The sequence below is a fragment of the Bradyrhizobium sp. CCBAU 11434 genome, assembly GCF_028128895.1.
GTDB classification, from domain to species: Bacteria; Pseudomonadota; Alphaproteobacteria; order Rhizobiales; family Xanthobacteraceae; genus Bradyrhizobium; species Bradyrhizobium zhengyangense.
In genome coordinates this window covers 389,914-414,345 of the sequence record NZ_LBJX01000002.1, presented here as the reverse complement: position 1 = coordinate 414,345, position 24,432 = coordinate 389,914, and the positions used below count along the sequence as shown (strand labels likewise).

The window sequence follows — 24,432 nt, the reverse complement described above, 5'->3', positions numbered from 1 at the left end:
TCTAGCGCCCCTGCGACAGCCGATCGGCGAGCCAGGGCGGCAGGCCGTTCTCGCGGATCTTGTTTGCCGCGCTCGCAATGTCATAGGGCACGCGGCAATAGGTGATCTGGCACGAGTCCGTGTCGAACAGCACGAAGGACGCGGAGGGATCGCCATCGCGCGGCTGGCCGACCGAGCCGAGCACGGCGAGCCATTGCCGGCCGCGCAGCAGCTGCACCGGCACATCGGTCTTGGGCACGAAGCTCGTCATCTTCGCCGTCACCGACATCGAATAGAGCGCGGGCCGATGAATGTGGCCGCAGAAAGTGACATGGGCCGGCGTTGCGATCAGGCTCTTGGCGGCATCCGCGGTCGAGCGGACGTAATGCCACCGCTTGGGGCTCGAAGCTTCCGAATGCACGAACAGGCGGTCGCTGTCCTCCACCAGCATCGGCAGTTCGGCCAGGAACCGCCGCTGTGCTGCGTCAAGCCGCCCGCGAGTCCACTCGATCGCGATCTGCGCCTCGTTATTCATGTTCTCGGAGGTCGTGTTGACGGCTTCGTCATGGTTGCCGCGCACGGCGACGGCGCCACGGGTGACCAGATCCATGGCGGTGTCGACGACCCATTCCGGGTCGGCGCCATAACCGACAAAATCACCGAGCAGGATGAACCGCTCCGTGCCCTTCGCGCGGGCCACCTTAAGGCACGCCTCGAACGCCTGCCGGTTGCCGTGGATATCCGAAAAGACAGCGAGAAGCACACACCCTCCACCCTCATAATCTTATTGGAAGCCGATAAAGCCAATTTGAGGGAGGTCAACAAGATGCGCCAGCGCAAGGCAGTTGACCAGCGCCAGGCGGCCGCGATGGTGAAGGGCCTATTGCTCGTCCTTGGGCGGCATCCGGGGCGGCGGCAGGGGTGTAAACACCGCTCCCTGCGCGCCGGCCGGTGGGGCATTGAACTCACCGGTCGAGGAATCGCCGCCGCTGGTCTCAAGGATGACCTTGGGCGTCACATATTCCCGGACCATGTCGATCAGGCTGCCCTCGCCGCCGCCAAAGTCCGCCGCGCGCCCGCCTTGCGGATGGCCCGCCGCAATCTCGTTCTCCGCCGCATGGGTCTTGTCGGCCAGGGTGTCGTTGTAGGGAACGCGGAAGGCCCGCGGAATGCCACTCGGACGATGATCTTCGTCGAGTTCCTCGACCCACAGATAGATCGACCCGGGATCGCCCTCCAGCGAATGCGGCTCGACGATCCGCGCCTTGAGCAGCTTGAAGGCGGTCGGCAGCCGCTCGCTGCTGGCCCAGCCGAGCAACCCACGCATTTCCGTGAAGCTCACGACATAGAACGCGCTGGTCACGACGACGGCGATCGCCTTCAGTGACCAGTGCAGCCGCGCATAGACCAGCACGACCAACAGCAGCGCCCCGATCACCGCATAGGCTACGGATAGCGAAAGGATGACCGCCTGCAAATTAATCACGGCGGATCCTCGTAGCGTTCTTGCTCACACCGGTCCTCGGGTCGAGATCGGCTCCGTTGCGCCAGGTGCTGCGAAAGGTCTCCATCAGCGATTTCGGCCGCTGGCTTACATCGATGACCTTGCCCTCGGCATCGAGCCGGAATCGCACCGCGGTCTTCTCGTCACCGGTGTGGTCGAGCGTGAACTTGTTGTCGAAGACCACCTGCGCGGTCGGGTTGAGCTTCTGCACCTTCACATTGGCCGTCACGGGCTCGCCGGTCGTGGCGACAAAGTGCGAGACGTTGACGGTGTATTCGCCGGGGACGATGCCGCGCAGCGTGACGATTTCCTCGCGGATGGGGGAAGCGATCTTCTTGCCGTTGACCATGATGAAGTCATTGGCCCCGCCGCGGTCGTCGCGATCGAGCGTGAGGAAGCCGGCCTCGCGGTGGCGATACCAGGCGATGTTACCGGCGGGATCCTGCACGAACAGGTCGAGATCGTCGGGATGATTGTCCGGCCAGTCCAGTGTGATCATGAACTCGGCTTTGGAGTCGATCTTGCCCTCCTTGGCATCGGGCGAGACCGCCAGCAGCGCGAGGAAGAACAGGAAGGCGACCACCTGGAGCGCCTTGAACAGCATCACGCCCAGGGGATCGAACGGCTCCTCGCGCGGATAGAGGCCGAAATCATCCATCATGACGGCGTTCCAGCGCCCTTGATTTCGGATCCCCTGCGCTCGAGAACCGGCGTCACATAGGTCTCTGTCAGCACCACTGCATCCGAGAACACCCGCTGGGTCGCGGCATCGAGCATGTAGTACTGGATGCGAACCAGGATGGAGCCGACGAGGCCCGCGAGCGTCGTGTACATCGCGACCGCCATGCCGTCGCTCATCAGCCCCATCGAGGAACGCATCGCGACCTTGTCGGCGGCGTCCAGCCCGGCGATCGGCGCCAGCATGATGATGAAGCCGATGATGGTGCCGAGCAGGCCGAGCTTCATCAGCGTGTCGGAGACGAAGGCGCCGAACCCGTTGGAGCCGCGCAGGCGGTCGGCGAGCGTCCGCAGCAGCAGCGTCTGGTCGACCGGGCGGTAATCCTGCGCCGCGGCCTTCGTCACCAGGCTTTCGATGTGGTCGCGCACCAGCCCGTGCGGCAGCGCGGTGGCGCGCGCATCGAGCACCTTGCCGCCATCTGGCGCCGCCAGCACCGCGCGGCAGCGCCGGGCGGCGGCACCTTCACGGGCAATCGCCCGCGTGCGCAGGAAGCAGTGGCCGCAGGTAACGAGATAGAGTGCCGCGATCACGCTCGAAATGTACGTCCGGTCCGAGGTCAGCATCAGATGGATCAGGCCGAAGCGCCACAGCAGCACCGCGGCGAAGATCGAGAGCCCCGTGAAGATCATCCAGAACAGCAGCGCGCTGCGCTCGGATGGGTCGGCAGCCGCGGCCGCGATCGGTCCAATCGTCATCGAACTCATGCTGCATCGCTCCTGACTTGCAGGGATTGGCCTGCGACGTCTCCACCCGATTAGATCAAAGCCGCCGCTTCGGGTCCAAAGACCCATGCCCAATCCGGCTTGGGAAATTTGCCCGAGCTGCCATCCGGTCCGAACCCTGCAATTGGCAAGGCGCGGCGGCGTTGTTAGGCTGAGCTTATCAAACTTTGGGGTGATCGCATGCGCCTCGTGCTTCAGCTTGTCGCCCGTCTGCTTCTCATCGTTGCGCTGTGCCTGGGCGCGGCAACCATATGGGCTACCTTCGATGCCTATCGCAGCGTCGACCGGGCGACCGCGGCGTCCGCGCAGCGGGTCGCGCAGGCGCTCCAGGGCCTGTACTGGCACGAGCTGTTGCTGCGCAGCAGCAGGATTCGTGAGCATCTCGTGCCGGTTCCGGAATGGCGCACAGTTGAGACGGTGAAGTTGATTGCACCCGGTGTCTGCGTCGAGTTCCAGCCGGCCACCGCATTCGAAAAACCGCTCTGCGGCCAGAGCCAAGGGATCGGCCGGACCCCGCCGCGCTGGTTCGCCGCCATCGTTCCGACCTTCCTCGGCAGCCATGCCGAGGTGGTGCGCCCCATCAGCCCCCGAGCCGCAGCCGCCGGAACGGTGGTTGCGACACCCGACCAAGCCGCCTCAATCTCGCTCGCCTGGGAATACGTTCTCAACGTAACAGACGTTGCGCTTTTGATGGCGGCGGCGATCGCGCTGCTCGCCTCGCTTGCGATCGCGCACACGCTGGCGCCGGCACGCACCATCGTGACCGCCCTGCAACGCATGGCGCGCGGCCAGTATCGCACCAAGCTGCCGCGCTTCCGCTCCATGGAGCTCGCCATGATCGGCGGCGCCGTCGACGCGCTCGGCAGCCGGCTCGAGGAGGCCACCGAGCAGCGCGCCGCGCTGACACGGCGCCTGATCGAGATCCGCGACGATGAGCGACGCGCGCTTGCCCGCGAGCTGCATGACGAGTTCGGGCAGAATCTTTCGGCGATCCTGGCTTTCGCCAACACGATCGAGACCGCGAGCGCGCGGCAGACCGATAATGGCATCGCGCAGGATGCACGCATGATCTCGCAGGCCACGCATCATCTGATGGCCTCGCTGCGCGATGCGCTGAAGCGCCTGCGCAATCCGCTGCCCGAGGAGCTCGGGCTCGGGGCGAGCCTCGTCAACCTCGTCGACAGCTGGCGCTCGCAGAGTACGACGCAGCCAACGATCCAGCTCGACCTCAAGGGCGACCTCACCGACATCAGCGGCCCGGCTGCCACCACTGCCTATCGCGTCGCCCAGGAATGCCTGACCAATGCGCTACGCCATGGTGCAGCGCGCGAGATCTCGTTGCATGTCGAACGATGCGCAGGCGAGGACGGCGTGCTGCTGATCCGTGTCGAGGACGACGGCGGCGGCGATGCGGCCCGCGTGGCACGCTCCGCCGGCTTCGGCCTCACCGGCATCCGCGAGCGCGTCACGGCGGCCGGCGGCTCGCTGTCGATCCTGCCTGCAAGGCGTGGCCTCAGCGTCGCCGCGACGATTCCGCTTGCTGCGTGAGGCTGTCATGAGCGAGGTCGCAACCACAGGCGTCTCCGTGCTCCTGGTCGACGACCATCCGATCGTCCGCCAGGGCTACAGGCGCGTGCTGGAGAGCCAGGGCGATCTCCATGTCGTGGCGGAGGCCGACAACGCGGCAGATGCCTACAGCGCCTTCAAGGTTCATGAGCCCGATGTCGTGGTGATGGACATCTCGATGCCGGGCGCCTCAGGGCTCGAGGCGATCCGCAACATCCGCGCGCGCAACCCGCGGGCGCGCATCCTCGTCTTCACCATGCACAACGAGGCCGTGCTGGTGAAAGCCGCCTTCAATGCCGGCGCCTCCGGCTTCGTCACCAAGAGCAGCGCGCCTTCCGCTGTCGTCAACGCGATCCGAAGCGTCGCGCGCGGCGAGCGGGCCATGAGCGACGACATCGCACATGTGCTCGCAGAGGACAGCCTGTCGGCGGGATCGGTGCTGGATCAATTGGGCGAGCGCGAGATCGAGATTCTGCGCCAGTTCGCCGGGGGCGCCACGACCGAGGAGATCGCGGCGCAGCTCAATCTCAGCGTCAAGACGGTGCAGAATTATCACTATCTGATCAAGACCAAGACCGGCGCGCGCACGGACGCACAACTGGTGCGGCTGGCCGCGGCTTGCGGGCTGACGCGGATTTAGCAACAGCGCTGCCGTTTTCCGAATGACATGAAATTTCTCAATCTGCCGAGCGGATTGGAACAGAGGCTATTCCGTTCCTGTTAGCAGAGTGAAGGAGTAGAGGGTCATGAGTAAGATTCATCACAAGGCAGTCGCGCATCCCCCCATCATCACAGTCGGCGATCTCATCGACGAGCTCTGCCGCCTGCCGGATACCGCAGTCGTCCACTTCCGCTGCCCGACGCTGGATCAGGAACTCACATTCGAGCGGCTTCGAAAGCGATCGAAGGACGACGTCGAGATTGCGATCTCTGTCTATCCGGAGAGTCCGCCGGTCGTGCCGTCGTCCGACGGCGCCTTTCAGCCGCGAAAACACAGTTCGCCGGCGCGCTCGCTTCGCGACGGCGCTATGCTTCAGGGCAAACGGGTCAGCTAAGCCGGAATCTAACCCTTCAAACCGCGCAGCAGCAGCGCAAGGGTCGCGTCCACGCGCGCAGGCAGCTCGGCATCCTTCCACTCGTCGGCATGGGCCGGATGATGGAAGCGGCAGGTCGCGTCGAACAGCGCGCGCGCCGTCGTTTTAACGTCGGTCGCCGCGAACTCGCCCTGCTTCACGCCGTCAGTCAGGATCGCCGCGATCTGGTCGATCATGGTGTCCTTGTGGCACTTGACGGCGGCGCAGGCTTCGCGCGCCAGCGTCAGATAGGTGTCAAACATCTCGGGGTCGTCGAGCACGCGCGAGCGCTTGGCCGCGAACAGGGTGCGCAGCCAGCGATCGAGCCTGTCGGGCGCGGGGCCCTGCTCGTTCGCGATCGCCAGAAGCGGCGCATCAATGCGGTCGAGCCAGCGTTTGGCGACAGCCTCGCGCAGCGAGGCCTTGCTCGGGAAGTGGCGATAGACGCTGCCGTGGCTCACATCGAGCGCACGGGCAACATCGACCACAGTGGCCTTGGCAAGTCCGTAGCGCCGCAACACGTCCTCGGTCACTTCGAGAATCCGCTCCGGCGTCAAAACAACGGCTTCGTTCATGCCAGCACCATGTTCCCGTTTAGGGTCCAGTTACCCGGCGATGGATGCTTACCGAAGCGCCCATACCGGTCGGTTCGGAAAGCTCTCGCCTTAATGAGGCAGTTTTGCAGCCTGCGCCGCGATCTGGCGCGCAACCAGCAAATTGAGCCAATGCCCAATCGTCCCGGTGAGATTGATGATTTCGGTCGTCATTGTCGTAAGTCTCCAATCATTGGCGGTCCCCGTTGTTCAATTTCGACCCTCGATCCCCATTTGCTGGGACGTCGGGCTTCCGGGATGCCGCCAGACGCCCAATCGGAGCGTCCAAGAACGGATATACACGTCTCGCTGACAGATTTCAATATCTGTCAGTCAAAGATCCGTGACTGACAGTTAATGTTTGCTGGTGGCCGCTCACAGTCTCTGGGCCGAGGTGGCCCGCGTCCTCGCGGACCATGATACCTATTCAGCCCCAATCATCCCCTCATTCCCTACCTGCTTGCCGCACCGCTTGTTTCGCCCTCCCCCTCTGCCAAATCACGGCGTACAAAGCATTTTGGCCGGCGCCACACGCTTAGGCCGCCGCCCGCCGCTTGGAACCGCCAGATGATCCGCCGCCACACCAGCCGGTGGGTTACGCGACGCTAACCCGCCCCACGAAGAAGAAACGGACGCAAACCCATGCCCATCGTCAACCGCATCGCCGCCCTCTCCGATGAAATGGCCGCCTGGCGCCATGACTTCCACGAGAACCCGGAGCTGCTTTACGAAGTCCACCGCACGGCCGGCATCGTCGCCGACAAATTGCGGGAATTCGGCTGCGACGAGGTGGTAACGGGCATCGGCCGCACCGGGGTCGTCGGCGTCATCCGTGGCCGCAAGTCCACCTCCGGCAAGGCGATCGGCCTGCGCGCCGACATGGACGCGCTGCCAATCATGGAAACCGCCGATGTGCCCTACGTCTCGAAGATCCCGGGCAAGATGCACGCCTGCGGTCATGACGGCCACACCGCGATGCTGCTCGGCGCGGCAAAGTACCTCGCCGAGACGCGCAATTTCGACGGCACCGCGGTCGTGATCTTCCAGCCCGCCGAGGAAGGCGGCGGCGGCGGCAAGGCCATGGTCGAGGACGGGCTGATGACGCGCTGGAACATCGACCAGGTCTACGGCATGCACAACATGCCGGGTCTCGCCGAAGGCCATTTCGCAACCACGGCGGGCCCGCTGCTCGCCTCCTCCGACAACATCCAGATCACCGTCCACGGCAAGGGCGGCCATGCCGGCGCCACGCCGCACCAGGCGATCGACAGCGTTCTGATCGGCTCGCAGATCGTGGGCGCGCTGCAATCGATCGTCGCGCGCAACGTCAATCCACTGCAGTCGGCGGTGGTCTCGATCACGCAATTCCACGCCGGCACCGCCTTCAACATCATCCCGGAGACCGCCGAGCTCAGCGGCACCGTGCGCACGCTCGATCCCGAGGTACGCGATCTCGTCGAGCGCCGGATCGGCGAAGTCGCCGACAGCGTCGCCCGGGCCTATGGCGGCTCGGCGGAGACGAAATACACGCGCATGTATCCGGTGACCTTGAACCATGCGCGCGAAGCCGGCGTCGCCGCCGACGTCGCCCGTGACATCGTCGGCGCCGAGCGCGTCAACGACCGCATTGTCCCGATGATGGGGGCGGAGGATTTTTCCTTCATGCTGCAAGAGCGCCCCGGCGCAATGGTGCTGGTGGGCATGGGCGACAGCCCGGCATGCCACCACCCGGCCTACGTCTTCAACGACAACATCCTCGGCCACGGCGCTTCGTTCTGGGTGCGCTTGATTGAGACCGCGATGCCGGCGTAACGCGACTGCGGAGTGGGTGCGACGCTAGGCCTGCACCACCTCGTGCCGCATCACGAACGGCGCGAGTAGCGTATGCACCTCGCCAGCGACGGCCTCACGCTGGTCGGCCGGCAAGCCCGCAAGTGTCACGGTCGCGATCGAGCCGTGGCTGCCATGAGCGCCGACCTTCACCTTGCAGTCGATGCCGCGCTCGGTGAGCGGCATCAGCACCTTGGTGAACACGCGCTGCGCCGCATCCCAGCGCAGCTGTGGCTTGAAGACCTTGCCGACGCCGGTCACCGGCATCGGGTCGATCGGGATGACTTGCACCGGCACGGCGGCGCGCTCCGGCGTGCGCTCACGCACCCACGCTTCGAGCTCGCCCGGCTCGACTGACGCGCCGGGCTTCAACTGGACATAGCCGACCGGCAGCTCGCCGGCGTAAGCGTCGGGCTGGCCGACCACCGCGGCAAACCCCACGGCTGGATGGCGGAACATGATCTCCTCGATCGGGGCCGGATCGATGTTGTGGCCACCGCGGATCACGAGGTCCTTGGCGCGACCGGTGATCCAGAGATAGCCATCGGCGTCCAACCGGCCGAGATCGCCGGAATTGACCCAGACCTTGTCGACGAAGGCACCCTTGTTGTGGGCATCATTGAGATAGCCGCCGAACACGCCGGGCCCGGCCATGATGACGACGCCGATCTCGTCCACCTTGCAGTCGCGGATCAGATTGCCGTCGGCATCCAGTTGCACGATGCGCACGCGTGCGTAAGGCATGGGAAGACCGACCGAGCCGAGCCGGATCGGACGTGAAGGATAAGCCAGCGTATGCACGCTCGAGGTCTCGGTCATGCCGTAGACCTCGACCACCGGCAGCTTGAGCTTGTCCTGGATCGCCGAGCCGACGGCAACCGGAATCGCGGAGCCACCGCCGGCAGCGTATTTCAGGCTTGAGATATCGGCATGGCCCGGCGGCACCGCGAGCGTTGCGGCAAGCACCGTCGGCACGCTCGATAATGCCTCGACCTTGAAGCGCTCGACCAGGCCCCAGATGTTCTTCACAGCGTTCGGATTGCGCCAGCCGCTCGGCGACAGCACGACCAACGAGCCGCCGGCAGACAGTGTCGCCAGGACCTGCGTCAGCGAGCCGCCGACATGAAACAGCGGCATGCCGAACAGCATGTTCGCGCCGGGCTTCGCCTTCAGCAGCAGGTTGAGCGCCCAGGCCTGATAGACTTGGTTGGTGTGGGTATGCCGCACAAGCTTTGGCGTGCCGGTCGTGCCGCCGGTATGGAAATAGGCCGCGATGTCGCTGCCGAGAATCTTGCGCCCGCTGACAAGCCGGTCCGCCGGCTGCTGCTTGATCAGATCGTTGAACGCGAAGATGCCCTTCTCAGGATCGCCGCCACCAGCCACCTGCACGATCGCCTTTAGGTGCCTGAGTGAGGGGCGGATCTGCTCGACCTTCTGCCAGATGTCGGTGCCCGGCATCGGCCCGAGCGCCACCAGGATCTTCGTGCTCGCCGCTTCCAGGATCTCCGCAATCTGATGCGGCTCGAGCAGCGGGTTGACGGGATTGGCGATGCCGGCGGCCTCGGCCCCGAACAGCGTCACGAAGGCATCGGGCAGCAGCGGCAACATGAACGAGATGACGTCTCCCTTCTCGGCGCCGAGCGCGTGAAACATGTTGGCCGCCTGCGTGACGCGCGCAATGAAGTCACGATAGGTGACCACAACAGGCGTGTCGGCGGGATCGGCATTTTGCAGAAACTGGATCACCGCGCCGTCGGGGTTGCGCGCGGCCCCAAGCCTGATGGCGTCATAGGTGCTCTCGGCCGCGACCCGGTCGGCGTACGGGACCTGCTCGAAGGCCCGGACCTCCTCGTCCGTCAAAAGCCCCGGATACTCATTGCCGATGAGCCGATCGAGCGCGTGAATGCCCGCCATGGAATTCCGTCCTCCCTCAGATCCAGTCCCTCGCCGCCTGTCTTTTGACATTTGGTGCGGCGGGGGCCTCGGCCGATTGGCCGGCCGAGCGGAACCAGAATGATGGATGATTTGGCGTTCGTCCATTGCCTACCGGCTGCGGCGATAAACCTCGCCCGACGGGCTTTTGAACCTCTCCGCCCGATCCGGGTACCAAGAACTGGCATTGGGCTCATCTGCCAGCGTCCTGCCGCAAGACGTGAGGTGATCATGACTACACCCCGGCGGGACCGCACCAGAGGACTGATCCTTGCGTTCGCCATGACGTCGGTGATCTCCGCGTCGGCGATCGTCCTGCCGCGCGCCGCACTCGCCGATGACCAGTTCGACAAGATGCGCGCCAAGATCGCGGCCTTCGTCGGCGACAAGATGGAGAAGTTGGGCGGATCACGCATCATCTACAAGGTCGACAGCGAGGGCTTGCGCGACAGCGTGGTCACGGACCTGCGCGACGACGTCTACAAGGTCTTGCACGACGGCCATATCGCCTTCTCCAATCTTGCGATCCGCGACGGCGGCGTCGATGTGAAGATCGCCGACGCCAAGGCACGCGATCAGCTCGCGCGCAAGCTCGCCGCAGCCGCGGAAGGCGTGCCGTCGCACGCAGTTTCCGTGACCGATGGCGGCGACGGAGCTGTCCGGCTCGCGCCGACCGATGCAGCATCCAAGGCACGGCTGACCGAGCTGGTCGGCGATTCCATCGCGATGATCGAGCAGCGTCTCAAGGATGCTGGCATCAAACTTGTCAGCGCCGTCCCTGACGGGCCTGATCGTATTCGCATCTTCCTGCCCGGCGTCACCGATCCCGAGCGCGTCACCGCGATCTTCGCCCGGAGGGTCAAGGTCAGCCTCCGCCAGGTCGATGTTTCGATGCCAGCAGAGCTGGCGCAATCCGGAAAGCCGCCCGAGGGCACGGAAGTCTTGCTCGGGTTCAAGGACAAGCGGCCCTACCTGGTCGCCAAGGAGAGCGCGCTCGACGGGGAGGATGTCAGCGATGCGGCGCCTAGCTTCGCGCCCGGCACGAAGGATCCGGTCGTCTCCTTCCGCTTCAACGGACGCGGCACGCGACGTTTCGCCCATCTCACTGAAGAGAATATCGGCAAGCCCATCGCCATCGCGCTCGACGACACGGTGATCTCGGCCCCCGTGATCCGCGAGCCCATTACCGGCGGCTCGGTCCAGATCTCGGGCAATTTCACCCTGGAGGAGGCCAACAGTATCGCCATGCAGCTGCGTGCCGGTTCGCTGCCCGGGCACCTGACCTTCGTCGAGCAGCAGGTCATCCAGCCTGCCGTCAAGCCGTAGGCCCACCGGCTGACCTTTTTGGCGCGGAGCGCCACTTCCGGACGCTGAAGTCCACCGGCCGTCCCCCGAATCACGGGGCGGCCGGAGACCATGCGCGCAACGAACGGGCAATTGCCGAAACGACGGTTCGGGCTAAAATTTGCCTGTTGCGGAACGGCGACCGAAGGTTTCATTCAAGCGGTCGTCATTCGATTTCGGCTATACGTGTCGAGCCTACCGCCCAGGACTGAAGGCCTTACGCAGGGATAGTACCATGCCGTCCGGCAGCGCAGACATCTCCTCGATCCTTGACCGCATTCTCGATGCGGCCACGGACAATCTCAGGATCGCGAAGATCCTGGTCCAGATGGGCCTTGACCCCAACAACGTCACCTGGGACGCGATCTTCAACCGGCTGCTGGAGATCTTCGTCCACAACATCACGCTGGCCAATTTGTTCGCTACGATCGGCGCCGGCTTCTTCGTCGCCACTCTCCTGATGCGGACGATGGTGCCCTTGCGCGTCGCCAACATGATCGGCTGCGCGTTCTTCGCCATCTTCGGCGCGCTCTCCGCCAACGTCTCGACGTTCCTGCTCTATCTCTTGATGCTTCCGATCAACGCACTTCGGCTGCGGCAGATGCTCAAGCTGGTCAAGAAGGCGCGCCATGCCGCCGAAGGCGACATGTCGATCGAGTGGCTCAAGCCGTTCATGACCGAGCGCAAATATCGCCGCGGCGACACCCTGTTCAAACTTGGCGATTCGGCCCAGGAGATGCTCCTCACCGTCACCGGCAAGTTCCTGGTCAAGGAGATCGGCGTCGAGATCGGGCCCGGGGCGCTGATGGGGGAGCTCGGTTTCCTCACGCCCGACAACCGCCGCACCGGAACGATCGAATGCATCGAAGACGGCCAGGTGCTCACGATCACCTATGACCGCCTACTCGAGATCTACTTCCAGGACCCGCAGTTCGGCTATTATTTCCTGGTGCTGACCAGCCAGCGCCTGCTGCAGAACATCGATCGCCTGCAGAAGCAGCTGGCGGCAGCGCGGTCGGCGACCACGAACAAGATCGCCTGATCGTCCGCTCAGCTGAGCAGCAGCGCCATGCCCGGATCGCCCTTCTCCATCGCGCGACGGTAGGCCGGACGCGCACTGACGCGGCCGAGATATTTGACCACGTTCGGACAGCGCTGGAGATCATAGGGCTGGAAATAGCGCATCGTGGTGAGCGTGAAGACGGTCATGATATCGGCCGTGGTGAAGGCGCTGCCTGCCAGATATTCGGCATCACGTACACGCGCATCGACAAGGTCGAAGGCACGGTCGACGCGCGCCCTGATGGCAACCAGCAGCGGATTGTCGTCCGTGAGCTTGAGCCGGTTCAGCAGCATCAGCCGGCCCATGCCGGCCTGCAAGGTGCCGTTGGCGAAGTGAAACCAGTAGAGGAATTGCGCGAAGTCGGGATCGTCAGTGCGGAGCACGAGCCGGCGATTGCCGTATTTGGCAATGATGTAGTCGACGATGGCGCCTGATTCGGCCAGCACCAGATCGCCGTCGGCGATGACGGGCGCAGCACCGATCGGATGCAACGCCTTGTAGTCCGGCGGGGCCAACATGGTGACGGAATCGCGCGCATAGCGCTTCAGCTCATAGGGAATCCCGAGCTCCTCGCAGAGCCAGACGATGCGTTCGGATTGCGATTTGCCGAGATGATAGACGGTGAGCATAGTGTCTCCTTACGGGCGAAGCTGGACCAGTGGCGTCGCTGCATCCTAACCCGTCATTGCGAGCGCAGCGAAGCAATCCAGACTGCCCCCGCGGAAAAGACTCTGGATTGCTTCGCTGCGCTCGCAATGACGATGCGGAGAGAGCGTCCTCTACCGCGCCTCGTCCGTCACCATGCGCGCCACGACGCGGTCGCGGCGGATGAAGTGATGCCAGAGGGCGGCGATGACGTGGATCACAATCAGCGCCAGCAGCACATAGGCAAAGAGGATATGCCGATCCTCATAGGCGCCGGCTGCCGCTTTGTCCGGAGAGGTAAATTGCGGCACGTTGAACAGGCCAAAGAAGTCGGAGTAGTTGGGCGAGCGCTCCCGAGTGCGCCCAGCCCAGCATCGCGACCAGGATCACCACGAGATAGAGCGCGCCGTGGCTGGCGCGGGCCGCGATCCTCTGCCAGCGCAAGGACTTCGTCGGCAGCGCCGGCGTCGGGTTGATGGCGCGCCAGGCGAGGCGCAGCACGGTGAGCAGCAGGATCACATAGCCGATATCGGCATGGATCGAGCGGTAGTAGAACTTGTCGGCCCGCGCCGGGATGTGATTCATCCACCAGCCGAAGCCGATCATGCCGATGATCGCCAGCGCCAAGCCCCAGTGAAACCACCGGGCAACGCTCCCCCAGCCGTCTTCCGTGTTTCTGATCATGCCAGCTCCCGAAAATATGCGGATGTCCCAACCGCAGCGCAGCACGGCTGATAGCGGGAACAGGCGGCAAACACGAAATTGAATCGCTCCAAACTGGGCGCAGGCCGCCCCCGCCGCAAAACCGCCCCAAAAACCGAATGGTAACCATGAGGTCTTAGGGTAGCGACGTGACCAATTCCCCGACGATCCTGGTATTCGATTCCGGTCTTGGCGGCCTCACCGTGCTGCGTGAGGTCGTGGCCGCGCGCCCGGATGCGCATTATACCTACGTCGCCGACGACGCCTTCTTCCCCTACGGACATCACAGCGAGGACGAAATCATCGCCCGCGTCGTGCCGTTGATGGGGGAGCTGCTCGGCACCCATGATCCTGATCTCGTTGTCATCGCCTGCAATACGGCCTCTACCCTGGTCCTATCGCATTTGCGGGCCGCTTATTCCGTGCCCTTCGTCGGCACGGTGCCGGCGATCAAGCCGGCCTGCGCCCGCTCGAAGACCCGCCGGGTCTCTGTGCTCGGCACCAAGGGCACGGTGAAGCGCGAATACACCAAGGCGCTGATCCGCGATTTCGCGCAAGGCTGCGAGGTCACGCTGGTCGGCTCGCCCGAGCTGGCCTCGCTTGCGGAGCGTGAACTCAGCGGCCAGGCGATCAGCGACGGCGACATCCTCACTGAGCTCACCCCCTGTTTCGTCGGCGATGCCGCGGACGCAGGCGCACGCACCGACACGGTGGTGCTTGCCTGCACGCATTATCCGCTGCTGCTCGACCGGATGAAGAAGCTCGCGCCCTGGCCGGTGGACTGGATCGACCCGGCGCCGGCGATCGCTCGCCGCGTTTCCGACCTGCTGGGTGCGCCGAGCAGCAGCATCGCGCTATCAGGCGCCGAGATGATTTTCACATCGAACCGCGTGCATGGCCTTTCCGCCACGCTGACGCCATTCTTCGGCGGGCGCGCAGTCGCCTGACTTTTCGCGGACACGGCGCACTGCTAGGCTTCGCGCATCGTCATCTCGCGCAAGGTCATCCCATGTCGGTCCCCGCAAAGCCACTCAATCGCCTCCGCCAGCTGTGGAGCGAGGGGCGCCCCGCCTTCGGCGCGATCGCGACGATCCCGAGTGTGCAGACCGTGCAGATCATGGCGCGCTCGCTGGACTGGATCATCGTCGATCTCGAGCACGGGCCGATCGGGCTCACCGAAGCGCATGCGATGATCGCCGCCACCACAGGCACGCCGTGCACGCCCCTGGTACGGATCGCTGCGAACGAGCCGTGGCTTGCAAAAGCACCGATGGATATCGGCGCCTTCGGCATCAACTTTCCGATGATCACCAATCGGGACGATGCCGAGAAAGCGGTGCGCAGCGTGCGCTATCCGCCGCGCGGCGACCGGCTCTGGGGACCGTTCCACGCGCCGTTCCGCTGGGGCCAGTCGATGCCTGACTACATGGCATCGGCCGACGATGAGATGATCTGCATGATCACCATCGAACATGTCGATGCCGTCAACCGCATCGACGAGATCATGGCGACCCCGGGCATCGACGTTGCCGTCATCGGCCCCGGCGATCTCGCCACGTCCATCAACAAGCGCGGCCGGATGGACGATCCGGAATTGCTGGCGCTGATCGCACGGGCCGAGGCCGGGATTCTCAAAAGCGGCGTGCCGATCGGCGGCGTGGCGCGCACCGCCGACCAGGCCAACCAGCTCATTGACCGCGGCTACCGCGCGATCGCGCTCGGGTTCGACTGGTCGCTGTTCCAGCGCGGCATCACGGCGGCATTCGACGGGATCAGGCGCTGAACCGCCTGCCGCTTTGCCGAGCCCCCTGGAGAGCGGTCGCCCCAGGCGGAACAATGCTCAATAAATGCTCATTCTCGCCTTCGGAGGGCGCGGCGTGCTAGAGCAGGCGGCGAGCGGGAGCCCCTCGCCGTCAGTCCCATATCTGAGTCCGCCGGAACCGAAAGAACGATGCGCGGTCAACCCAAGAACATTTCCCTGCCGCGTCGCCTGATTATCGACCTGATGCACGCCTCGATGGGCGTGCCCTTCGTGTCACTCTCCCGTTCGCTCAATATCCGCCCCCTGTTGGAGGCCCGCGCTGGCGCAATGGCGCCGGCCGGCTGGGCAGCCATGCTCGTCAAGGCGTTTGCCCTGGTGGCAAAAGATGAGCCGGTGCTGCGCACCGTCTACGCCAAATGGCCCTGGCCGACGCTCTACGAGCTCCCCAATAGCGTTGCGTCGGTGGCGATCGCTCGGCTCGAGAATGGCGAGGAATGCGTCATGCCGCAGCGGATCGCAGCCCCGGAGGCGATGGCGCTGGCCGCGGTCGATATGGAGATCCGGCGCGCCAAAACGGCCGCAGTCGCGGACGTCCCCATGTTCCGCAAGGTCATGCGGGTCACCCGGTTACCGCTGCCGCTGCGGCGCCTGTTCTGGGCGGTGGGCCTGAATTTCGGCCGGCAGCGCGGTAATTGGTTCGGCAGCTTCGCAGTGAGCTCGGTGGCCGCCTATGGCGGCGGCGAGCTCCACCCCATCACGCCCGGCCCGTTCATCGTCAGCTACGGCCTTGTCGAGCCGGGCCAAACCATCCATGTCGTGATCCGCTGGGACCACCGGGTCACGGACGCTGCCCCCATCGCTCGGGTCCTGACCCGGCTGGAACAGGTCCTGAACACTGAAATTGCTGCCGAATTGCGCTCGGCCGGCGCCAAGCCGATCCGGGCCGTCGGGACCTGATTCCGGGGCCATTCGCATTGACAGCGAACCCCAAACTCCCCTAAAAGCCACCTGCTCGCGGGCCGATTTCGGCCCGCGAAGCGTTTCGCGACCCGTGGTCCAGTCCCTTAAGCTTTGGGGATCGGACCTGTCGGTGCCGGGATTTCCCCGTCACACAGGAGGGCGCGTTTCCTCAAACCATGCAACCGAAGAGGACGCGATGACTAAGCGCAGTGAGGCGAAGTACAAGATCGATCGCCGTATGGGCCAGAACATCTGGGGCCGCCCGAAGAGCCCCGTGAACCGCCGCGAATACGGCCCCGGCCAGCACGGCCAGCGCCGCAAGGGCAAGCTCTCGGACTTCGGCGTGCAGCTGCGCGCCAAGCAGAAGCTGAAGGGCTACTACGCCAACATCAGCGAGCGTCAGTTCCATGGCATTTACGTCGAGGCCAGCCGCCTCAAGGGTGACACCGGCGAGAACCTGATCGGCCTGCTGGAGCGTCGTCTCGACGCGGTCGTGTACCGCGCCAAGTTCGTCTCGACGATCTTCGCGGCCCGCCAGTTCATCAACCACGGCCACGTCAAGGTGAACGGCCGCAAGGTCAACATCTCGAGCTACCAGGTCAAGGTCGGCGACGTCGTCGAGGTCAAGGAAGCCTCCAAGCAGCTCGCCCACGTTCTCGAAGCCAGCCAGCTCCCCGAGCGTGACACCCCCGACTATCTCGAAGTCGACCACGGCAAGATGACCGCCAAGTATGTGCGCATCCCCGGCCTCTCCGACGTGCCGTTCCCGGTGCAGATGGAGCCCCATCTGGTCGTCGAATTCTATTCGCGCTAAGATCTGAATATCGAAAGGCCCCGGTTCGCCGGGGCCTTTTTGCTTAAGAGCCACACTTCAGTGGCCGCAATGCTTTGAGGAGCCGTCGCATGCTCTACACCCCTCCCCCCATCGATCCCAAGGCGCCGCCGGTGCGCATCAATCTGCTCTCGGACACGCAGACCAAACCGACGGCTGCGATGCGCGAGGCGATGGCGCGGGCCGAAGTGGGCGACGAGCAGGTCGGCGATGATCCAACCGTGAATGCGCTGTGCGAGCGCGTTGCCGCGCTGATGGGCAAGGAAGCCGCGGTCTACATGCCGTCGGGCACGATGTGCAACGTCACCGCGACGCTGGTGCATTGCCGTCCCGGCGACGAGATTCTCGCGCACGAGACCGCGCACATCATCGCCCGCGAAGGCGGTGCGCATGCCGCGATCGGCGGCTTCCAGGTGACGCAGCTCAAGGGGCCCGACGGCCAGTTCACGCCGGATACGTTCCGGAATGCGCTGCATCCGCGCACGCGCTACCAGCCGCCACAGACCGTCGTCAGCGTCGAGCAGACCGCCAATATCGGCGGCGGCACGATCTGGAAGAAGGCCGCGCTCGACGAGATCGTCGCGATCGCCAAACAACATGGCCTCGTCACGCATATGGACGGCGCGCGCCTGCTGAACGCGACGGTCGCAAGCGGCATCTCGCCGCGCGACATGACCGCGGGCTGGGATTCGGCCTGGATCGACTTCTCCAAGGGCCTGGGCGCACCGATCGGCGGCGTGCTCGCCGGCACCCGTGCCTTCATCGATGCGGTCTGGCAGTGGAAGCAGCGCCTCGGCGGCTCGATGCGGCAGGCCGGAATCTGCGCGGCCGCCTGCATCTATGCGCTCGACCATCATGTCGAGCGCCTTGCCGACGACCACGCCAATGCGCGCGCGCTCGCCCGCGGCCTGTCGCAGATCGCAGGCATCGAGGTGCAGGAGCCCGAGACCAACCTCGTGTTCTTCAAGCCCGACGGCGCCGGCGTGCCCGGCGACAAGATGGTCGCGGCCTTGCGCCAGCGCGGCGTGACGCTCGCGATAATGGACGGCCGCATCCGCGCCTGCACCCATCTCGACGTCAATGCTGCCCAGGTCGAGGAGACCATCGGCTATGTCAGAGAGATCGTGCGCGGGGCGTAATCAGCGTCCCATCGCCTGATAAATCAGCGTCTTCAACCCCAGTTGAATCCGACCGCGCTGCGACGGCGTCTGCACCATGAAGATCCCGAACAGATCGTCTTCGGGATCGATGAAGAAGAAGGTGCCGCCGACGCCGTCCCAGCGATATTCGCCAAGCGGCCATGACGTGCCCGCCGGAACCGATATGCGCACCGCGAAGCCGAGGCCGTATCCGCTGGTCGCGCCCGGATAAAAGTTCTTGTCACGCTCGACATGGGTTGCTGGACCGACATGGTCCGACGCCATCAAGGCGATGGTTTCCGGCTTGAGATAGCGCCGGCCATCGAGCGTGCCGCCGTTGAGCAGCATCTGCGAGAAGCGCGCATAGTCGCCGACGGTGCCGACGAGGCCGCCGCCGCCCGACTCCCACCGCAGCGGTTTCCTGATATCGCGCACCTTGGCCATCGGGCTGAGCGCGCGATCCTCCGGCATCGGCTCGGCAATGCGCGGCCACTTGGCGGGATCGGCGACATAGAACGCGGTGTCCTTCATCCCGAGCGGATCAAGCAATCGCTCCTTCGCGAACGCGAACAGCGATTTCCCGGATATCACCTCGATGATGCGGCCGAGCACGTCGATCGAGAGGCCGTAGTCCCAGATCGTGCCGGGCTGTTCGGCGAGCGGCAGCGTGGCGATCTTCGCCACCAGTTCGGCATTGTTCAAAGCCTTGTTGTCGAACAGACCGGCGTCGGCATAGAGCTTGTTCACCAGGTCTCCGCCATAATAGCCGTAAGGAATCCCGGAGGTATGGCGCATCAAATCCTCGATCGTCACAGGACGATTGAGCGGCTCCAGCTCGAGCGAGACCCTGTCGTCCTCGGCTTTCTTCTCGACGCCGACCTTCATGCCCGCAAAGGCCGGAATGTATTTCGAGACGGGCTCGTCGAGGGCGAGCTTGCCTTCCTCGACCAGCATCATCGCCAGGACCGACGTGACCGGCTTCGACATCGAATAGAGCCGGAAGATCGTGTCCGCGCTCATCGAGATCTCGGTCGCGACGTCACGGACGCCGAAATTCTCGTAATAGACCGGCTTGCCGTGCTGCTGAAGCAGGAGGATCGCGCCGGGAATCCTGCCGGTCGCGATCTCGTTCCTGATGTAGTCGGAGACTTTGGCGAGGCCCTCGGTCGAGAAGCTGTGCGCGCGGCCCTCAGAGCCTGCTTGCGCACCGACCACACCGAACAAGAGAACGAGCGCCGCGAGGAGCGCGCGGCGCCCGAATATGTCAGTTCTCCATGGCTTCATAGACCAGTTGCTTCAATGTCCGTTGGACGCGCTGCCGCTCGGTCGGGGTCTGCTCCAGCAGCACGAAGAACATGTCCTGCTTGCGGTCGATCACCAAATAGCAACCGCTGGCGCCGTCCCACTTCAATTCCCCGAGATCGCCGGGAGGCGGCGGTTTGGCATTACCGGGATCGGTACGCACGGCAAACCCAAGTCCCATGCCAAAACCGTCACCGGGAAAATAGAAGTAGTCCCGCTCAACGCCGGAGCCCGGGCCGATCTGGTCGGTCGCCATCAGCTTGAACGTTTCGGGTTTGAGAATGGTCTTGCCGTCGAGACTGCCGCCGTTGAGCAGCATCTGCGCAAAGCGCTCATAATCGGCCATGGTCGAAACCATGCCGCCGCTGGCGGATTCCCACTTCTGGCGAACCTCAGTCCTGTACTGGCGGCCGACCCGGAAATCGCTGTCGTTCGGCAGCGGCTGGGCGAGCCGTTTCAGTCTCTCCGGTTCGGTAACGAAGAAGCCTGTATCGGTCATACCGAGCGGATCGAGCAGCTTTTCCTTCTCGATTTCGAACAATGTCTTTCCGGACACGATCTCCATGATCCGCGCCAGAATGTCGGTGGAATGGCCGTACTGCCAGAGCGCGCCGGGTTGGTTGTGCAGCGGCAGCTTGGCGATCCGCTCGGCGAACTCGGCGAGATCGAATTCGCCCGCGTAGATGTTGGCGTCGCGATAGGCCTTGCGAACCAGACTGTCGCCGTAGAAGCCGTAGGTGATCCCGGAGGTATGGCGCATCAAATCGAGAATGGTGATGGGCCGGGCCAGCGGTACCAGCTCGAGCGTCTTGGTGCCGTCCTCGGCCTTCTTTTCCTCACCGACCTTCACATTTGCGAAGGAGGGAATGTATTTCGAAACGGGATCGTCGAGCTTGAACTTTCCGTCCTGGATCAGTTGCATCGCCACAACGGAGGTGATCGTTTTGGTTAGCGACGACAGGCGGAAGATCGTCTTGTCGGTGATCGGCGCCTTGCTGACCACGTCCTGGACGCCGAAGGCTTCGTGATAGACAGGCTTGCCGTGCTGCTGGATCAGCACGGTCGCGCCGGCGATCTTGCCGGTCGCGACCTCGTTCTTGAAGAACTCGGTCACCTTGGCGAGCTTGTCCGGATTGAAATGCGCGCCGGCCGGGATCTCGTAGGTGCCCTCCGCGCGCGCAAGGGACATTGCGCCAAGCGAGACAAGCGCGCCGCAGACCAACGCAAATCGTGCAAAATGTGAAATCATATCCCCTCCCCGGAACATGGCTGGTGGAGTGTACTGACCGCGTTGTCAGGCACAAGGGCTGCCGTGCCGTGCCAAAACGTCCGTGTGGAGCGCGGCGCTCGTCTCCGAAAAACAACAGAATATGACTTGGCCCACCAATGGCGCGGCCGGCAAGGCTTCAATGGTCGTATCGATCGCAATCTTCGCGGCCCGCCCGCCAGGAAAGCGGAAAATACCGGTCGAAATCGCGGGGAATGCCACCGAGGACAGCTTGTGCTTCCCGCACAGTTCCATCGAGCGACGATAGCAGGAGGTGAGCAGATCGTCCTCACCCTGCGTACCGCCGTTCCAGACCGGTCCAACGGTGTGGATCACGTGCGCGGCCTTGAGGCGGTAGCCTTTGGTGATCTTCGCATCGCCCGTCTTGCAGCCGTGGAGCATGCGGCATTCGGCGACCAGATCGGGCCCGGCCGCGCGATGGATCGCACCGTCGACGCCGCCTCCACCAAGAAGAGATGAGTTGGCGGCGTTGACGATGGCGTCAACGCCGAGGCTGGTGATGTCAGCGACGATGATTTCGAGCTGCACGCCGCCGATCCGACGCGTCAGCACTGTCACGGATCAAGCCGCGACGACGACGCCCTTCTCGGAGAAGAGCTGCTGCAATTCGCCGGCCTGGAACATCTCGCGCACGATGTCGCAGCCGCCGATGAACTCGCCCTTCACATAAAGCTGCGGGATCGTCGGCCAGTTCGAATATTCCTTGATACCGTTACGGAGCTCGGCGGATTCGAGCACGTTGAGGCCCTTATAGCCGACGCCGACGTGGTCGAGGATCTGCACGACCTGGCCGGAGAAACCGCACTGCGGAAATTGCGGCGTCCCCTTCATGAACAGAACCACGTCGTTCGACTTCACTTCGTTGTCGATGAATTCCGCGATGCTCATATCCGTGTCCTTCTGGGGCAGAGCCCTCACCTATCAATCCGGGCCGGCTCAGCCGATTTAACCCGATACCTGCCTATATATGTAGCCCAAACCGTTGTGCATCCAAAGTAAAATGGCGGCGAATGGTCCCCGGATATCAGGTCCGGGCGGCCCCGGCGCCATTGCATGATGACACGAATATCATCACCGGGGAGGACTTTCATACCGTAACGGAGCGCCTATCTAGGACGAACCTTGGTTTTGGAACCCGGTCTCGCCAACAACGTTCTCTTGTCCTGTCTGGAGAAAAACGTGACGAAACAAGCCTCCGCTATGGCCGATCAGCCGCTTTCGTCACCATCGGCCGCCTCTGGCGGCCTCGCACAGGCGCTGGAGAGTGCGTTTCTGGCCGTCCGTACCGAGACTGAGCGGCGGGCCGCGCCGCTGTCGCCCGAGGACCAGCAGATCCAGTCCATGCCGGACGCGAGCCCGGCGAAATGGCATCGGGCCCATACCACCTGGTTCTGGGAGCAGTTTCTGCTCGGCGAGCACGCCCCTAGCTACCGCCCCTTCCACCCCGACTTCGCCTTCCTGTTCAATTCCTATTACGTCAGCGCCGGCCCCCGCCACGCCCGCAATCATCGCGGCGACATCACGCGGCCCAGCGCCACCGAGGTCGGCGCCTATCGCAGCCATGTCGATGCCGCCGTCGTCAAATTCTTCCGCGCGGCCGGCGACGACAAGCTCCGCGAAATCGCGCCGCTGGTCGAGGTCGGGCTGAACCATGAGCAGCAGCATCAGGAGTTGATGTACACCGACATCCTGCACGCCTTCGCGCAGAACCCCGTCTATCCGGCTTACGACAAGGAGTGGCGCTTTCCGGCCGCGACGCGCGCAGGCGAGGACTGGCTGACGCTCAACGAAGGCATTCACACCGTCGGCCATGTCGACGACACCTTTCATTTCGACAACGAGAAGCCCGCGCATCGTGCGCTCGTCGGTCCGGTCAGAATCGCGCGCAATCTCGTCACCAACAGCGAATGGCTCGCCTTCATGCGTGACGGCGGCTATCGGCATGCGACGTTGTGGCTGATGGATGGCTTCGCCGCGGCCAGCAAGGAAGACTGGCAGGCTCCGGGCCATTGGCGCGAGATCGACGGGCAGTGGCATGTGATGACGCTTGCCGGCGTCAAGCCGGTCGATCCCGACGCGCCGGTCTGCCACATCAGCTATTACGAGGCCGATGCGTTTGCGCGCTGGGCCGGAAAGCATCTGCCGACCGAGATGGAATGGGAGGTCGCGGCGCGCACCAAGCAGCTCAACGACGCCTTCGGCATCGTCTGGCAATGGACGCGTTCGTCGTATTCCCCCTACCCCGGCTACCGCGCCGTCGAAGGCGCGCTCGGCGAATACAACGGCAAGTTCATGGTCAACCAGCTGGTGCTGCGTGGCTCCTCGCTGGCGACACCCGACGGTCACAGCCGCGTCACATATCGCAACTTCTTCTATCCGCATCACCGCTGGCAGTTCACGGGGTTGCGGCTAGCCGACTATTTCTAGTTCTCATCCGAGGAAATACGCGCCGGACAGCGCGTTCAGGAGAATATCATGAATGTGCACGCCAGCGCTTTGGCCGAAGCCCATCTTCCCGACGAGCAGACGACCGCGTTCGCCCGCGAGGCGATCGAGCACCTCTCGCAGCAGCCGAAAAAGCTGTCGCCGAAGTATTTTTACGACGCAACAGGATCTGAGCTGTTCGAGGCGATCACGCGATTGCCGGAATATTATCCGACGCGCACCGAGCTATCGATCCTGAAGGAGCGCGGCAGCGAGATCGCAAGGATCATCCCTGAAAATGCCGCACTGGTGGAATTCGGCGCAGGCGCCACCACGAAGGTCCGCCTGCTCCTGAACCAGTCCAGATTCGCAGCCTATGTCCCGGTCGATATTTCCGGCGATTTCCTGCAAGCCCAGGCCAATGGGCTCAAGCGCGACTTCCCCTCGCTCGGCATCCATCCGGTGGCCGCCGACTTCACCACGCCGTTCGAGCTGCCCAGGGCGGTTGCATCGATGCCGAAGGTCGGCTTCTTCCCGGGCTCGACCATCGGCAATTTCGAGCCCCATGAAGCGCAGGCGTTCCTGAGGAGCGCCCGCCAGATCCTGGGCAAGGGCGCGCAGATGATCATCGGCGCCGACCTCGAGAAAGAGGAGCGCCTGCTCCACGCCGCCTATAACGATGCCGCCGGCGTCACCGCGCGGTTCAATCTCAATGTGCTGGTGCGGATCAACCGCGAGCTCGGCGGCAATTTCGACCTCTCCGCCTTCACCCATGGTGCGATCTACAATCACGATCGGCACCGCATCGAGATGCATCTGATCAGCCGCAAGAGCCAGACCGTGCGCCTGCTCGGCACCAGCTTCTCGTTCCGGCCGGGCGAGAGCATTCACACCGAAAACAGCTACAAATACAGCCTTGAGCGTTTTGCTGCCTTGGCACAGGGCGCCGGCTGGCGCGTGCGCGAGAGCTGGACGGATGCAGCGAAGATGTTCTCGGTGCACGCGCTGGAGGCGGCGGAGTAATGGCTCCGGC

24 protein-coding genes and 1 pseudogene are annotated in these 24,432 nt (G+C 64.1%); 13 read left to right on the top strand and 12 right to left on the bottom strand.

Translation table 11 applies throughout. The features are described 5' to 3' along the window. Position 1 precedes the first annotated feature (1 nt). The 4 genes from XI06_RS04180 to XI06_RS04165 form a co-directional block, all read right to left on the bottom strand. Complete coding sequence (locus XI06_RS04180; RefSeq protein ID WP_237865722.1) at positions 2-742, bottom strand: metallophosphoesterase family protein; 741 nt, start codon at positions 740-742, stop codon at positions 2-4. Between the two features lie 117 nt (positions 743-859). Further along, entirely contained in the window at positions 860-1,465 is a 606-nt protein-coding gene (locus tag XI06_RS04175; protein WP_237865721.1) for a hypothetical protein, read from the bottom strand. After that, positions 1,458-2,144, bottom strand: coding sequence for a hypothetical protein (locus tag XI06_RS04170; protein WP_237865720.1), 687 nt, complete (start codon positions 2,142-2,144; stop codon positions 1,458-1,460). Before XI06_RS04170 ends, XI06_RS04175 begins: the two co-directional genes overlap by 8 nt. Further along, on the bottom strand, positions 2,141-2,926 hold the full coding sequence (locus XI06_RS04165) for a MotA/TolQ/ExbB proton channel family protein (protein ID WP_237865719.1): 786 nt from the start codon (positions 2,924-2,926) through the stop codon (positions 2,141-2,143). Before XI06_RS04165 ends, XI06_RS04170 begins: the two co-directional genes overlap by 4 nt. A gap of 198 nt (positions 2,927-3,124) precedes the next feature. Here XI06_RS04165 and XI06_RS04160 point away from each other — a divergent pair, with 198 nt between their 5' ends. The 3 genes from XI06_RS04160 to XI06_RS04150 all read left to right on the top strand — a co-directional run bounded on the left by XI06_RS04160 (position 3,125) and on the right by XI06_RS04150 (position 5,565). Then, positions 3,125-4,492, top strand: a complete 1,368-nt coding sequence (locus XI06_RS04160; RefSeq protein WP_237865718.1) for a sensor histidine kinase — start codon at positions 3,125-3,127, stop codon at positions 4,490-4,492. A gap of 7 nt (positions 4,493-4,499) precedes the next feature. Next, entirely contained in the window at positions 4,500-5,150 is a 651-nt protein-coding gene (locus XI06_RS04155) for a response regulator (RefSeq protein WP_237865717.1), read from the top strand. Positions 5,151-5,256: 106 nt separating this feature from the next. Beyond that, on the top strand, positions 5,257-5,565 hold the full coding sequence (locus XI06_RS04150; RefSeq protein ID WP_237865716.1) for a hypothetical protein: 309 nt from the start codon (positions 5,257-5,259) through the stop codon (positions 5,563-5,565). Positions 5,566-5,573: 8 nt separating this feature from the next. Here the strand turns inward: XI06_RS04150 and XI06_RS04145 are convergent, their stop codons facing one another. Further along, positions 5,574-6,158 carry a TetR family transcriptional regulator gene (locus XI06_RS04145; RefSeq protein WP_237865715.1) on the bottom strand — a complete coding sequence of 195 codons (585 nt, stop codon included), beginning with the start codon at positions 6,156-6,158 and terminating at the stop codon, positions 5,574-5,576. A gap of 660 nt (positions 6,159-6,818) precedes the next feature. Here XI06_RS04145 and XI06_RS04140 point away from each other — a divergent pair. Further along, positions 6,819-7,988 (top strand): M20 aminoacylase family protein, encoded by a 1,170-nt coding sequence (locus XI06_RS04140; protein ID WP_271604687.1) that lies wholly within the window; start codon positions 6,819-6,821, stop codon positions 7,986-7,988. A 24-nt stretch (positions 7,989-8,012) separates the two neighbouring features. On the opposite strand, the gene XI06_RS04135 is transcribed toward XI06_RS04140, so the two are convergent. Continuing rightward, positions 8,013-9,920, bottom strand: a complete 1,908-nt coding sequence (locus XI06_RS04135; protein ID WP_237865713.1) for an acyl-CoA synthetase — start codon at positions 9,918-9,920, stop codon at positions 8,013-8,015. A 249-nt stretch (positions 9,921-10,169) separates the two neighbouring features. On the opposite strand from XI06_RS04135, the gene XI06_RS04130 reads away from it, so the two are divergent. Together XI06_RS04130 and XI06_RS04125 are read left to right on the top strand one after the other, a co-directional pair. After that, positions 10,170-11,264 (top strand): SecDF P1 head subdomain-containing protein, encoded by a 1,095-nt coding sequence (locus XI06_RS04130; RefSeq protein ID WP_237865712.1) that lies wholly within the window; start codon positions 10,170-10,172, stop codon positions 11,262-11,264. 253 nt (positions 11,265-11,517) lie between these two features. Further along, complete coding sequence (locus XI06_RS04125; protein WP_237865711.1) at positions 11,518-12,324, top strand: Crp/Fnr family transcriptional regulator; 807 nt, start codon at positions 11,518-11,520, stop codon at positions 12,322-12,324. Between the two features lie 8 nt (positions 12,325-12,332). Here the strand turns inward: XI06_RS04125 and XI06_RS04120 are convergent, their stop codons facing one another. Beyond that, on the bottom strand, positions 12,333-12,974 hold the full coding sequence (locus XI06_RS04120) for a glutathione S-transferase family protein (RefSeq protein ID WP_237865710.1): 642 nt from the start codon (positions 12,972-12,974) through the stop codon (positions 12,333-12,335). Positions 12,975-13,124: 150 nt separating this feature from the next. Beyond that, positions 13,125-13,674, bottom strand: a pseudogene (locus XI06_RS04115) (cytochrome b). Positions 13,675-13,841: 167 nt separating this feature from the next. Between XI06_RS04115 and murI the strand changes: the two are divergent. The 5 genes from murI to XI06_RS04090 all read left to right on the top strand — a co-directional run bounded on the left by murI (position 13,842) and on the right by XI06_RS04090 (position 18,385). After that, positions 13,842-14,639 (top strand): glutamate racemase, encoded by a 798-nt coding sequence (gene murI, locus XI06_RS04110; protein WP_237865709.1) that lies wholly within the window; start codon positions 13,842-13,844, stop codon positions 14,637-14,639. Positions 14,640-14,701: 62 nt separating this feature from the next. Further along, complete coding sequence (locus XI06_RS04105) at positions 14,702-15,475, top strand: HpcH/HpaI aldolase family protein (protein ID WP_237865708.1); 774 nt, start codon at positions 14,702-14,704, stop codon at positions 15,473-15,475. Positions 15,476-15,643: 168 nt separating this feature from the next. After that, positions 15,644-16,411 carry an acyltransferase gene (locus tag XI06_RS04100; protein ID WP_237865707.1) on the top strand — a complete coding sequence of 256 codons (768 nt, stop codon included), beginning with the start codon at positions 15,644-15,646 and terminating at the stop codon, positions 16,409-16,411. A gap of 199 nt (positions 16,412-16,610) precedes the next feature. After that, positions 16,611-17,228: a 30S ribosomal protein S4 gene (rpsD, locus tag XI06_RS04095; protein WP_237865706.1), complete on the top strand. Its 618-nt coding sequence runs from the start codon at positions 16,611-16,613 to the stop codon at positions 17,226-17,228. An 89-nt stretch (positions 17,229-17,317) separates the two neighbouring features. After that, entirely contained in the window at positions 17,318-18,385 is a 1,068-nt protein-coding gene (locus XI06_RS04090) for a threonine aldolase family protein (protein WP_237865705.1), read from the top strand. On the opposite strand, the gene XI06_RS04085 is transcribed toward XI06_RS04090, so the two are convergent. The 4 genes from XI06_RS04085 to grxD are packed head-to-tail and all read right to left on the bottom strand — an operon-like array spanning position 18,386 to position 21,863. Continuing rightward, positions 18,386-19,648: a serine hydrolase domain-containing protein gene (locus tag XI06_RS04085; RefSeq protein ID WP_237865795.1), complete on the bottom strand. Its 1,263-nt coding sequence runs from the start codon at positions 19,646-19,648 to the stop codon at positions 18,386-18,388. Position 19,649: 1 nt separating this feature from the next. After that, complete coding sequence (locus XI06_RS04080) at positions 19,650-20,936, bottom strand: serine hydrolase domain-containing protein (RefSeq protein ID WP_237865704.1); 1,287 nt, start codon at positions 20,934-20,936, stop codon at positions 19,650-19,652. Positions 20,937-20,981: 45 nt separating this feature from the next. Next, on the bottom strand, positions 20,982-21,533 hold the full coding sequence (locus XI06_RS04075; RefSeq protein ID WP_237865703.1) for an O-acetyl-ADP-ribose deacetylase: 552 nt from the start codon (positions 21,531-21,533) through the stop codon (positions 20,982-20,984). Between the two features lie 3 nt (positions 21,534-21,536). Beyond that, positions 21,537-21,863: a Grx4 family monothiol glutaredoxin gene (gene grxD / locus XI06_RS04070; RefSeq protein WP_128926634.1), complete on the bottom strand. Its 327-nt coding sequence runs from the start codon at positions 21,861-21,863 to the stop codon at positions 21,537-21,539. Between the two features lie 240 nt (positions 21,864-22,103). On the opposite strand from grxD, the gene egtB reads away from it, so the two are divergent. Further along, a complete protein-coding gene (gene egtB / locus XI06_RS04065; RefSeq protein ID WP_237865794.1) occupies positions 22,104-23,402 on the top strand; it encodes an ergothioneine biosynthesis protein EgtB in 1,299 nt (432 codons plus the stop codon). Between the two features lie 48 nt (positions 23,403-23,450). After that, positions 23,451-24,422: an L-histidine N(alpha)-methyltransferase gene (gene egtD / locus XI06_RS04060; RefSeq protein WP_237865702.1), complete on the top strand. Its 972-nt coding sequence runs from the start codon at positions 23,451-23,453 to the stop codon at positions 24,420-24,422. Positions 24,423-24,432: the final 10 nt, after the last annotated feature.